Source organism: Vibrio sp. 10N.222.55.B11, from assembly GCF_041473705.1.
GTDB lineage: Bacteria > Pseudomonadota > Gammaproteobacteria > Enterobacterales > Vibrionaceae > Vibrio > Vibrio crassostreae_C.
Genome location: NZ_JBFRST010000030.1, coordinates 1 through 12,964, shown reverse-complemented (window position 1 = coordinate 12,964; position 12,964 = coordinate 1). Strand labels below are relative to the sequence as shown.

Genomic DNA, 12,964 nt, shown 5'->3' with positions numbered 1-12,964 from the left:
CTTTAGTTAAGCAATAGCGCATACGCTATTAACTGGCAGACGTATTCGATGCGTTAATGAGTAAAAGAGCCTATAAACACGCTTGGTCACTGAATGAGGTGATGGCCTATATAGAAGCAAACACTGGTTCAATGTTTGACCCAGAGTGGGTTGAAGCGCCTAAACAAAACCTAGACAGCTTTATGGCCATTCGAGATCAATACAACGACGATGTACAACCACATATCATGACCGCCTAAGCGATAATTAGTTGTGTGTTTGAAGTGACCATCTAAAAATACGCAAACCAACAAAAAAGGATGCCAGTTGGCATCCTTTTGTTTTCTAGTTTACAGCTAATAAGAACAACAAGGTTCTTAACTGATTCTAACTAACGATTATACGTCGTAAGTTGTAGAAGCAGTATCGCCGCCTGTACCAGTCCAGTTTGTGTGGAAGAATTCACCACGTGGACGGTCAGTACGCTCGTAAGTGTGAGCACCGAAGTAGTCACGTTGAGCTTGAAGCAGGTTCGCTGGTAGACGTGCAGTTGTGTAACCGTCTAGGAAAGATAGCGCAGAAATCGTACATGGCATTGGGATACCAGACTCTAGAGATTTCGCTGCTACTTTACGCCATGCCACTAGGCTGCCTTGTAGGATGTTTTTGAAGTACTCGTCAGAACCTAGGAACGCGATGTCTGGGTTTGCTTCGTACGCATCACGTATGTTGCCTAGGAATGCAGAACGGATGATACAACCACCACGCCACATTAGCGCTACGTTACCGTAGTTTAGGTCCCAGCCGTTTTCGTTCGACGCTTCACGCATTAGCATGAAACCTTGAGCGTAAGAGATGATCTTAGAAGCCAGTAGAGCTTGACGTAGTGCATCAACCCACTCTTGCTTGTCGCCTTCAACTGGAGTGATTGTCTTCTCAAACAAAGCTTCAGCTTCAACACGTTGGTCTTTAAGAGCAGACAGGCAACGAGAGAATACAGACTCAGAGATCAGTGTTAGTGGGATACCTAGGTCTAGTGCGTTGATACCAGTCCACTTACCCGTACCTTTTTGGCCTGCAGTGTCTAGGATCTTCTCAACTAGCGCTTCACCGTCTTCATCTTTGTAGCCAAGGATGTCAGCAGTGATTTCAACTAGGTAGCTGTCTAGCTCAGTCTTGTTCCAGTCAGCGAATACTGCTTGCATCTCGTCAGCAGACATACCTAGGCCATCTTTCATGAACTGGTATGCTTCAGTGATAAGCTGCATGTCACCGTATTCGATGCCGTTGTGTACCATCTTAACGAAGTGACCAGCACCGTCGTTACCAACCCAGTCACAGCAAGGCTCACCAGCGTCAGTTTTTGCCGAGATACCTTGGAAGATTGGCTTAACCGCTTCCCAAGCTTCAGCCGCACCACCTGGCATGATTGAAGGACCGAAACGAGCACCTTCTTCACCACCAGATACACCAGTACCGATGAAGTGGATGCCTTTCTCACGACAATGCGCTACACGACGGTTAGTGTCTGGGTAGTTAGTGTTACCACCATCAATGATGATGTCGCCTTCGTCTAGAAGTGGGATTAGGTTTTCGATGAACGTGTCTACAACGTCACCAGCACGAACCATAAGCATCACTTTACGTGGCGCTTCTAGCTTCTCAACTAGCTCTTCTAGAGAGTAAGCACCAACAATGTTAGTACCTTTAGCTGGGCCTTCTAGGAACTCGTCTACTTTAGCAGCAGTACGGTTATGAGCCACAACTTTGAAGCCGTGGTCGTTCATGTTTAGGATAAGGTTCTGACCCATTACTGCTAGGCCAATTACACCGATATCACCTTTCATTATTTTATCTCCTTGCGGCTATTCGCACTTATGCGATAGCACTTGCTGCATTTGAATCTAGGAACCACTCTGTTTCGCCAGTTTTAGACTGGATTTTCGCTGCCGGGTAAGGCAGTTCTGAAGCAGGAGTTGTATGAATTTCTTTAACGATCTCAACTTTACCTGCACCCAGTACTAGGTAGCTGATTCGTTTTGCTGCTTCTAAAACTTTCGCTGTTTTAGAAACACGGATTTGACCAGACTCAGGGTGAGAAGCTAATACAGATAGGTTCTCATCTTGGTAGTTGGTTGCACCTGGGAATAGTGAAGCTGTGTGGCCGTCTGCGCCAACACCAAGCAGAATCCAATCGAATACAGGCGTGCCGTTTTCTGTTGGGATTACGTCTGCCATCTCTTTTGCGAAACGCTCTGCTTCTGCTTTTGGTTCATCTTCACCACGGATGCGGTGGATGTTTTCAGCAGGAAGGTTTACTTGAGTAAACTCTTTTAGTTTTGAAAATAAGAGCGCGTTTGCTTCACCGAAATTGCTTTCAGCGTCGTCTGGTACAACGCAACGTTCGTCGCCCCACCAGAAGTGAAGGTTATTCCATTGAATACCTTCCGCGTATGGCGCCTGTGCTAAAAGTTTAAAAAGCATTTTTGGCGTGCTGCCACCAGACAGTGAAATGTGAACAGGTTTGCCCTGCTCGCTGTATGCTTTCATTTCATTTGCTAGGTTTTCAACAACCAGTTCAGGCGTTGCAAAGATCTTGTGATTGATCATAGTTCGCAGTAATCCGTGTCTGTTAAGTTTTTGCATGGGAAACGCCATGCGCGGCCATCACGTTGCAGAAGTTCATCTGCTTCCTGTGGGCCCCAAGTACCACAAGCATAGCCAAACAGTGCTTGAGGATCTTGCTTGAAGTCTAAGATTGGTTGAACGTACTTCCAACATGCTTCTACCGCATCGGTACGTGCAAACAGAGTCGCATCACCGTTCAGCGCATCAAGAAGAAGACGCTCATAAGCCGTCAGCATCTGAGTTTCAGGCAAGTCAGAGTAAGAGAAGTTCATTTTCACTTCTTTTGCTTTGAAGCCTGCGCCTGGCTCTTTCAAACCAAAGCTCATCTGGATACCTTCATCCGGTTGGATGCGGATAATCAGCTTGTTCTCTGGTGCATCTTGACCAAATACTGGGTGTGGCGTGTTCTTAAAGTGAATCACGATTTCAGTCACCCGTGTTGGTAAGCGTTTACCTGTACGTACGTAGAAAGGAACACCATTCCAACGCCAGTTATTGATGTGAGCTTTCAAGCCGATGTAAGTCTCGGTACGAGAATCATCCGCTACACCATGCTCTTCACGGTAACCTAGTAGGTGCTGACCACGAACATCTGATGCTGTGTACTGACCTAATACTAAGTCTTTACGCAGATCATCTTCTTCTAATGGTTTCAGACACTGAAGCACTTTAACCACTTCATCACGAATAGAATCAGCGTTAATTTGTGCAGGCGGCTCCATACCTACCATCGCTAGCACTTGCAGCAGGTGGTTTTGGAACATGTCGCGAACTGCGCCAGAACCGTCGTAGTATCCGCCACGCTCTTCAACGCCAAGGAACTCAGCACCTGTGATTTCAACGTATTCAATGAAGTTACGGTTCCACAGTGGTTCAAACATCGCGTTTGAGAAACGAAGCACTAGAAGGTTTTGAACCGTCTCTTTACCAAGGTAATGGTCGATACGGTAGATCTGGTGTTCTTGGAAGTGATGATGGATCTCTTCATCCAACGCTTGAGCTGATGCTAAGTCGTAACCAAATGGTTTTTCGATGATCAGACGACGCCAGCCGTTCGATTCATCGTTAAGGCCATGCGCAGCAAGGTTTGCTGGAATCACACCGTATAGGCTTGGCGGGGTTGCCAAGTAGAACAATGTGTTATGGTTTTCGAATTGGTAGTCTTGCTCAAGCTTGTCTAGACGTTGTGCTAAACGAGCATAGTCGTCTACATCTGAAGTATTGATCGCTTGGTAATGCAGATGTTCAATAAATGCATTCAGCGTCTCTGGTTCAGTTTTTTCCATTTCCTGAAGAGACTTCTTCAGCTTCTCACGGTAAGACTCATCGCTGTACTCAGTACGGCTCACTCCAAGAATCGCAAAGGATTCTGGTAGTTGATTGCTAGCATACAGGTGGTATAGAGCAGGAATTAACTTGCGGTAAGTTAGATCTCCCGACGCACCAAAAATAACGATGCTGCTGTTTTCAGGTATTACCATCATCTTTCCTATAAAAACAAGGTTTTTAGTATTCGCCAAAGGTATCAGCGACATACGAAAATAGATAATAGGTCTTAACTATTACATCAATAGTAAGCGCCTATTAAATTTGAGAATGCGTTTGGTAAACGAGGGTGAAAGCTATCACCTCTATTCGGGACAGTATTGTCTATGACTATTTGATTTACATCAACCACTGTGAAAGCAATCGATTAAATATTGACTCATTTCGAACAAATTCTAATCGATAGTTCCGTTCATTTGACCCGAGGGAGAAGCAAATCGGCATTCTCAAACAGTGTAGTCAAGAAAGAACGGTATCTGGTCGGTGGAGTGAGCAATAGGAAAGGGAGAAAAAGGTAAAACCAGCTTATTCAACTGGCTTTATATTTATTTTGATGGTGTCGTGTTTATCTTTGCGCTTTGTTGTAGCAGCGCTCCGGGCGACCTACGGTACCGTAATTTAAGTCTGCGACTAACTCACCAGTGGTAATCAAAAATTCTAAATAGCGTCTGGCGGTGGTTCGGCTAGCACCAATTCGTTCTCCGGCTTCATCGGCGGTAATATTAACGGCATCAGCTTGCTGAAAAATGGCTCTGATCTTATCCAACGTTACGCCATCAATTCCTTTGGGCAAGGTTGATACTTTTCCTGAGTCCGCTTTGGCATTGGCTTGCAGCATCTTATCAACCAAACCTTGGTTCAAATCAGACACGCTTTCGAACTCTTGTAACTGTGACTGATACTTCTTCAGTGCTGCTTCCAAACGAGGAAACATGACTGGTTTTAATAGGTAATCCACCACTCCCCCGCGCATTGCCTGCTGCAGCGTATCCACATCCCGAGCAGCAGTAATCAAGATAACGTCGCAGCCTTGATTGCTCCCTCTTACGTGATTAAGAATATCGAGCCCACACCCGTCCGGCAGGTACACGTCCAATAACACCAAATCAGGTTTTAAGATGTCCAGTTGCATGAGCGCTTCAGACTGTGTGGTGGCAATGCCGACCACGTCAAAGCCACCCATCTGTTCTAAATAACGATGGTGTAGCTCTGCAATCGCAATATCATCTTCAATGACCATGACTCTCGTGATTGCGTTCATTTATGTTCTTCCTTTAACCATGCTTTTTCCGTCACGATGATCTTCGCAAGATCGTTTCGTGCTTAATTATTGTTCTTCTTTTGGCAGATAAACCGTCATTCGCGTGCCAAAATCGTGGTTGTCGACCATTTCAAGCTGCCCTTGATATCGGTCTGCCAGCTGCTTTATCAGATACAAACCCACACCACGATTTTGCTTCGCTTTGCTCGATACGCCTTTTTCGGTGAGTGCTTTGGTCGCCAACTCTTTCGGCAAACCGCACCCTTTGTCTTCTACTTCTACGATAATTTCATTACCAAAATCACTGATTGAAACTTCAATAATCCGACGCGCTGGCGCAATTTGACCCTCTTGCTTAATCGCCGTCATGGTGGCGTCAAAGGCGTTATCAATCAGGTTGCCAAGAATTGTGACAACGTCATCCGCGTTTAACCAGCTAGGCAGAGCTTCAAGCCTTGATCCCTCTTCCACTTTAAGCTCTAACCCAATCTCTCGAGCTCGCTCTGTTTTGCCTAAAAGCATGCCTGCAATAAGAGGGTCTTTCACCGTCTCTCTTAAGAACTCAATTAAGCTCTGGTAATGAGCGGTTTCTTGACCAATCAATTGTTGAACAGAGTCCAGCTCGCCCATCTGAATCAAGCCACTGATGGTGTTGAGCTTGTTTTGATGCTCGTGGGTTTGTGAACGCAATAGATCAGCATACTCTTTGGTTTGTGAGAGCTGGTCGGTTAAATCGTTGATTTCATTTCGTAATCGGAAACTCGATACCGCCCCGACCACCTCACCTGCCACTATAATCGGGCTACGGTTAGCAATGATTCGCTTATTGTTCAAATACAACTCTACATCGTGGTCGGTGTCGCCCGTTGATAGCAGTTGTTCTAAATCACTGCCTGGCAATACGTCAGAAAGGCGCTGTTGATTGAGTGCTTTATCCCTGTCTATCGATAAAATATCGCAGGCACTTTTATTAATAGAACGCAAAATGCCGTGCTTGTCGATGCTCAGAATGCCCTCTTTCACGGTACTCATGGTTACATCTAGCTCAACATAAAGTCGCCCTATCTCTTCAGGCTCAAAGCCTAAAATAGCGCGTTGAAAACGGCGAGATACATAACTCGAAATCAAAGCGTTGACCGCAACCACCAGCAACGCCATCACAATCAAAAAGGCTAAATAAGGTTCGATTCGATCTTGCAACGAATCCAATAAGTAACCAACTGACACCACACCAATAACGGTACCTTGGGTGTCTTTTACCGCGGATTTACCACGAACTGAAAAACCCAGCGATCCTTTGGCTGTCGACACATAAGACTCGCCCAATACCAATGCTTTTTGGTTATCGCCACCACGCATGGGTTTACCGAGCCTGTCATCATAAGGGTGAATCAGGCGGATACCTTTATCATCTCCAACAACGATAAACGCCGCGCCAATGAGCTGAGTAAGGTTACGAAATTTAACTTGGGTTTCTTCAGACAAAACGTAGGGAACGCCATTAGGGTCCAACGTTCCATTTTCTTGAATAATGCTGGTGACAAGCGGCGATTCAGATAGAAATTCAGCAACACCTAACGCTTTCAAACCCATCTCTTGTTCTTGAGATTGTTTGATGTAGTAAAAACCAGCCGCTGCAAGAATCAAAAGTTCAACGAGGCCAGTGACCGTCATGATAATCAGTAACCTTTTACGGAAACTGATACTGCTCCATTTCATATTCCACCGTCCCTAGTGTTAGACGATCAATGTTAACACCAAGTTAATCGCATGACCTTTCTAGGGGCGTGAATTTGTGACTGCTACTCAACTAAATAATTGAGCAGATTGTTAATTGATAATCCTTTACGTTGTTCATCTCGATTAATCGTTCATTTTTAGGACTGATTAGCTTAAAAACCAAAATAAACGAATAAATATTGAGCTAGATCACTAAGCTTTTAGGTGTTTTTTAGGTTGTTTAAAATAAATACAATTATAATGGTTGCATATGAAGAAGTTTATTGTTGCTAAGCCATAGGTCATGATTTTCAGACCGCGCTTTGAATCGAAACTTCGATTAACAAAATAGCAACAACCCTTCGCTCGCTGGACGTATCTATAACTAAAAGTTGCACGCTCGCCGTTACGAATGATGAACAAACGGATTAAGTATTCTCCCCTATTCATCCATCGCTATTTCAAACTCGGCTAGCCAGACAACGAAGAGGTGACTGATAAAAGCATCACCCAATAATAAAACATTGATGAGCAGGAAGTATCGATCAGTGGCAACGTCCAATAGAAACAGGATAACAAACATAACGTATAAACATTGTTGAAAAGGAAACAAGGCAATGAAACGCGATAACTTTGGAATTTGTCTTACTAAGACTATGCTGTTCAAACACTTACAATCGACTTTTACTCACGTAAGAGCCTATGAGAAAGATGGCACCTCCCCTCTCGATCTCAAGGTATTGTTAGCATTCCCGCAAATGTCAGGTAGAGATTTATTACAAACAATGCAAGGTTCAAGACAATTGGTATGGCGCGCCGATCACCATTGTCCTAGCTTTAAATAAGCCACTTCATTTTGTAAAAACACTTCTATACTGAACTTAAAGAGCATGCTTATGCGTGCTTTTTAAGTTTCATTTATCTTTGATATTCACGTCACTCAATCTTATTTACACTTGATTAACGAGTTATGAGAATTTCTATTCATATGAGACAATCTATTCAAGACAAATGACTATCGCCCTGTTAACATTAGAGTTAATACTCTAATTGGTATTTAATGCAGATGACCAAACCAAAATTCCGATACCTTGCGATCGCCAGTATGCTTCTCGGCACTATGGCTTCGCCAGGCTATGCAGCTCCGCTCACTTTTTCTGAAGCGTGGCAAATATTGCAAGAAAACAACAACTCTCTTGCGGCTCAACAAGCCAACGTTGAACGTTATCAACACCTTCAGAACTCAACAAGTAGCCTCAATCTTCCTTCTATTACCTTAGGGGCTAACTACACGCACCTTGATAGTGATGTGACGATTAATGGTGAACAGTTTTCAGATAGCTTGAGTGGAGTAAACCCTGCTATATCCGCGATTTTGCGCCCTCTAGTTGGTGGCGTTACCTCAACGATTACCGAACAAGACATCTTTAGCTCTTCCATTCGTGCTGTGTGGCCTATCTTCACTGGTGGTCGAATAACCGCTGCGCAAAATGCGGCTGAAGGTAAAAGCGAAGAAGCGCAAAGCCAACTGTTGATGGAGAAACAAGCTCGCTACGAAGACTTAAGTAAGTATTACTTCTCGGTGATCTTAGCGGAAGACGTGGTGAGAACGCGTCAAGCCGTTGAAGCAGGCTTAACTCAGCATCGTGATTTCGCCATCAAGCTTGAACAGCAAGGACAAATCGCCCGAGTAGAACGCCTACAAGCCGATGCTTCTTTAGATAAAGCGATTGTAGAGCGCACGAAAGCTCAGAACGATCTTAAAATTGCGCAATTGGCGTTGACCCAAATCCTTGGTCAAAATGAAAGTGTAGAACCCTCTGAACAACTGTTTATCAATAAGAACCTGCCTCATATGGACGTGTTCATTGACCAGACACTCATGACCTACCCCGGCCTTAAGATTCTTGATGCAAAAGAGAAACAAGCAAGCAGCTTAATTAAAGCCGAGAAAGGTAAATACTACCCAGAGGTTTACCTTTATGGTGATTACAGCCTGTATGAAGATGACTCTCTAGCCAGTGAAATGAAACCCGATTGGTTGGTTGGCATTGGTGTGAATGTGCCACTGCTTGATACCTCTGGCCGTTCCGACAAAGTCGCTGCGGCTCACAGTGCCGTATCACAGGTTCAATTCCTTAAGTCGCAAGCTAAGCAAGACTTAACCGTGTTGGTACAAAAGACTTACCTTGAAGCAAACCAAGCCATTGAAGAGGTTCAAGGCCTAAACTCGAGCTTGTCTTTAGCTCAGGAAAACCTATTACTTCGTAAAAAAGCCTTCACACAAGGGTTATCTAACTCATTAGAAGTGGTTGATGCCGAGCTTTATCTTGCGAGCATTAAAACCCAGCAATCTGCTGCTCGCTTCAAATACCTAATCTCTCTCAACAAGCTGTTAGCGCTAACCAGCGAAATGAATGCTTACTCCAGTTACTTAACCTCCTCTGTTCCGTCTGATTTCGACTCAAAAACAGACACCGTTAGCCAGTCAAAAGGATAATTCATGAAACCTATTAAGCCCCTTCTTCTATCTTTAGTTGGTATCGGCGTTATTGGCTGGGTCGGATACAGTTTCTATCAAGCTTATCAACCTCAGCCGGTTAAGCTTCAAGGTCAAATCGATGTGCAGCAATACAGCATCTCATCGAAAATACCTGGCAGAATTGATGAAATATTCGTGCGCAAAGGCGATTCGGTTGAAAAAGGCGAATTGATCTTCTCTCTACTAAGCCCTGAGATTGATGCGAAGCTAGAGCAAGCAAAAGCTGGTCAGAAAGCCGCTGGTGCATTAGCACAAGAAGCAGAGAATGGCGCGCGTACTCAACAGATCCAAGCGGCTAAAGACCAATGGTTGAAAGCCAAAGCAGCTGCCGATCTGATGGACAAAACCTACCAACGTGTAAACAACCTTTACAACGATGGTGTGGTTGCCGAGCAGAAGCGTGATGAAGCCAAAACACAGTGGCAAGCGGCGAAGTACACCGAAAGCGCTGCATTCCAAATGTATCAATTAGCGCAAGAAGGTGCGCGTGACGAAACCAAAGTGGCCGCCGCTCAAAAAGCGTTAATGGCAGCGGGTGCGGTAGCGGAAGTTGAAGCTTACGCAAAAGACACACAGATCCACAGCTGGTTTAATGGCGAAGTCTCTCAGGTTCTATTGAGCAGTGGAGAACTTGCACCACAAGGCTTCCCTGTTGTGACTGTTATCGACACCAAGGATGCTTGGGCTGTGCTCAATGTTCGTGAAGACATGCTTAAGCATTTCGAGAAAGGCAGCCAGTTTGAGGCGTACCTACCGGCTCTGGATAAATCATTAACTTTCCAAGTAACTCACATCGCCGTAATGGGTGATTTCGCAACTTGGCGCTCAACAGACGCAGCACAAGGCTTCGATTTACGTACTTTTGAAGTAGAAGCACACCCTGTCGATACGAGCGAAACACTGCGTATGGGCATGAGCCTAGTGGTTGAGCTTTAGGTGACTTATGTCTGCTAACTCTCAATATACTGGATCGCAATCTAGAGGCTCGCAATCAACTGAGCATCATAGAGCGAAGAATACCTTGCTTCGGCAGTGGGCGATTGTCCGCAAAGACAAATGGTTGTTGTCTTGCCTAACTTGGATTCCTTTGCTGCTTGCTGCCAGTATCTGGCTGATTTTTTCACAAGGGATCGCTCGTGACTTACCGGTCGCAGTTGTCGACCTTGAGCACAGTCAAATCTCGCAACAGTTCACACGCCTTGTTGATGCTTCACCAACACTGCAAGTCACTCAGAAATACAGCTCAGCGAGTGAAGCGGCAAAAGCGATGATCGAACGTGATATCTACGGCTATGTTGTAATACCTAAACACTTTGACCGAGATATTTACCTAGGTTTAAACCCGCAGGTATCCGTGTTCTACAACAGCCAATTTATCTTGATCGGCAAATTAGTGAACTCGGCTCTGCTACAAGCTCAAGGTACGTTTAACGCTCAACTTGAAGTGGTTAAACAACTGTCACTCGGTGATACCACAGTCCAATCAGCATTAGGCCAAGCAGTAACAGTGCAAAGCCAGATCACGCCACTGTTCAACAAGAACACCAGTTATGCACAGTTCTTGGTGTCTGCGGTTATTCCTGCACTGTGGCAGATCATGATTGTGGTGGGCACGATATTGGTTTTGACGGCGAACGTTAGAGCTCGTGGGCTTCACGCTTGGTTATCCAACGCCCCTATGAAGTCACTCGCATCAACATTAACGCCCTACCTTGTCTTGTTTTTGATGTTTGGTATCGCGTTTAGTTTTTGGTTCTATGTGCTCTTAGACTGGCCATTTAACGGCAGCTTTGTGGCATTGACTATTGCCCAACTGCTAACCGTGATCAGTTGTATCATTATGGGTTGTTTGTTTTTCTTCTTAACACTTGATCCAGCAAGGGCGATGAGTTTCGCTGGCGCATTTACGGCACCAAGCTTTGCTTTCATGGGTATTACCTTTCCAGTAACAGACATGAATACAGCTGCTCAAATTTGGAGAAGCTTATTGCCCGTGAGTCATTACATCGAAGTACAAACGGCGCAGTCTAGTTATGGTGTGAGCGCAGCACAGTCTTTGATCAGCCTCTCTTCTATGTTGTGGTATGCAGTTCCTGCTTTCGTGGTAATGTTGCTAATTAAGAAACACTTGGCGCAATCAACTCTAACTGCACAAGCAGATCCATCTACAAAAGCAGCTATATCTGCAAAAACAACGCTGTCAACACAGCCAGAAGCATCAGCACAACAAGGAGTAAAACGATGAGCTTTACTCAACTGCTCAAGCAAGAACTCTTAGCGGTATTGCGCAACCCTGTCGTGCTTCTTACGGTATTTGGTGGTGTGGTCTTCTATTCCTTCTTGTATCCATTGCCTTACGCGAACCAAGTTCCTCAACAACTGAAAGCTTCGGTTGTGAACTTGGATAAGAGTCAAAGCAGCTATCAATTAGAGCGTATGGTGGATGCCACCTCTCAGATCGAATTGGTCCGTCGAGACTCCACCATCGCCGATGCGAAACAAGCCGTGCTTAACCAAGAGATTGGCGGATTCCTTGTCATTCCAGAAGATTTCTATAAAGACTTGTTGCTCGGTAAGAGCCCGACACTTTCTTACGCTGGTGATGCTTCTTACTTTTTGGTCTACGGAACCATTGTTGAAGGGCTTGCCAAGGCCGGTGGTACGTTAGCTGCGCAAGTTAAGGTCAGCCATTTGTTAGTCGAAGGTGTGCCTTTAGAATCGGCAGCCAAAGGCTACAGTGCATTCAGCTTGAACCTGAAACCAACGTTTAATAGTCGCATGGGATACATCGATTACGTAGTTCCAGCCGTCTTTGTGTTGATCCTGCAACAAACCTTAGCCATGGCTTCTGGTTTAGTGGGTGCAACCCAAAACGCTCAATCGACATTTGGCTACTGGAGTAAGACCTCTCCAGCGAAACTGATGCTTGCCCGCTGTTGTACCTTAGTCGGCATTTATTACCTGTTGTCGATGTACTATTTCGGCGCTAGCTTTTCGATGTATGGGATAAACCAGCTCGCCTCAACAACACAGATCTTAACCTTACTTCTGCCCTTCTTACTGGCCAGTTGTTTGATCGGGATTTTTATTGGTGAGTTAGTGCCACGAAGAGAACTCGTCACGGTAGTAGTGTTAATCAGTTCAATGCCACTGATCTTCTCTTCAGGTTTTATCTGGCCAGTTGAAATGATGCCCGAATGGTTAGTTCTATTATCACAGCTGTTCCCAAGCACACCGGCTATCCAAGGTTTCTTAGCACTTGATCAGATGGGTGCATCTTGGCAAGAGGTGGCATCTCAATGGACATTACTCTGGGGACAGGTCGCTTTATGGGGTTCGTTATTAGCACTTAAGCTTTACCACAAGTCGAGTAAACGTATCACTGGCTCGGTTTAACTCTAGTCTCTAAACGCTAAGCCTCATGCTAATGCTAATGCTAATGCTAATGCTAATGCTCATCGTAACCCATTAAAAATGGCTCTGATAAAGGGTAATGCCGTTCACTTAAG

General features: G+C 45.0%; 10 protein-coding genes and 1 pseudogene. 6 read left to right on the top strand and 5 right to left on the bottom strand.

Going from position 1 to position 12,964, the window contains the following annotated elements; genetic code table 11:
• Positions 1-32: 32 nt before the first annotated feature.
• Positions 33-239: pseudogene (locus tag AB4503_RS11705) on the top strand (metal-dependent phosphohydrolase); the annotation flags it as partial.
• A 138-nt stretch (positions 240-377) separates the two neighbouring features.
• Here AB4503_RS11705 and gnd read toward each other — a convergent pair.
• The 5 genes from gnd to AB4503_RS11680 all read right to left on the bottom strand — a co-directional run bounded on the left by gnd (position 378) and on the right by AB4503_RS11680 (position 6,913).
• Complete coding sequence (gnd, locus tag AB4503_RS11700) at positions 378-1,826, bottom strand: decarboxylating NADP(+)-dependent phosphogluconate dehydrogenase (protein WP_017059712.1); 1,449 nt, start codon at positions 1,824-1,826, stop codon at positions 378-380.
• 28 nt (positions 1,827-1,854) lie between these two features.
• On the bottom strand, positions 1,855-2,589 hold the full coding sequence (pgl, locus tag AB4503_RS11695) for a 6-phosphogluconolactonase (protein ID WP_017066266.1): 735 nt from the start codon (positions 2,587-2,589) through the stop codon (positions 1,855-1,857).
• Positions 2,586-4,088: a glucose-6-phosphate dehydrogenase gene (gene zwf, locus AB4503_RS11690; protein ID WP_017059714.1), complete on the bottom strand. Its 1,503-nt coding sequence runs from the start codon at positions 4,086-4,088 to the stop codon at positions 2,586-2,588. The genes pgl and zwf overlap by 4 nt, the downstream gene beginning before the upstream one ends.
• A 410-nt stretch (positions 4,089-4,498) precedes the next feature.
• Positions 4,499-5,194, bottom strand: a complete 696-nt coding sequence (locus AB4503_RS11685; RefSeq protein ID WP_017059715.1) for a response regulator — start codon at positions 5,192-5,194, stop codon at positions 4,499-4,501.
• 66 nt (positions 5,195-5,260) lie between these two features.
• A complete protein-coding gene (locus AB4503_RS11680) occupies positions 5,261-6,913 on the bottom strand; it encodes an ATP-binding protein (RefSeq protein WP_372114737.1) in 1,653 nt (550 codons plus the stop codon).
• 617 nt (positions 6,914-7,530) lie between these two features.
• On the opposite strand from AB4503_RS11680, the gene AB4503_RS11675 reads away from it, so the two are divergent.
• From AB4503_RS11675 to AB4503_RS11655, 5 genes are all read left to right on the top strand, one after another.
• Positions 7,531-7,758 (top strand): hypothetical protein, encoded by a 228-nt coding sequence (locus tag AB4503_RS11675; RefSeq protein ID WP_009846577.1) that lies wholly within the window; start codon positions 7,531-7,533, stop codon positions 7,756-7,758.
• Between the two features lie 215 nt (positions 7,759-7,973).
• Complete coding sequence (locus AB4503_RS11670; RefSeq protein WP_017063805.1) at positions 7,974-9,413, top strand: TolC family protein; 1,440 nt, start codon at positions 7,974-7,976, stop codon at positions 9,411-9,413.
• 3 nt (positions 9,414-9,416) lie between these two features.
• On the top strand, positions 9,417-10,391 hold the full coding sequence (locus AB4503_RS11665) for an HlyD family secretion protein (RefSeq protein ID WP_372114735.1): 975 nt from the start codon (positions 9,417-9,419) through the stop codon (positions 10,389-10,391).
• A gap of 7 nt (positions 10,392-10,398) precedes the next feature.
• Positions 10,399-11,700 (top strand): ABC transporter permease, encoded by a 1,302-nt coding sequence (locus tag AB4503_RS11660; protein ID WP_372114733.1) that lies wholly within the window; start codon positions 10,399-10,401, stop codon positions 11,698-11,700.
• Positions 11,697-12,851: an ABC transporter permease gene (locus AB4503_RS11655; RefSeq protein ID WP_372114731.1), complete on the top strand. Its 1,155-nt coding sequence runs from the start codon at positions 11,697-11,699 to the stop codon at positions 12,849-12,851. Before AB4503_RS11660 ends, AB4503_RS11655 begins: the two co-directional genes overlap by 4 nt.
• Positions 12,852-12,964: the final 113 nt, after the last annotated feature.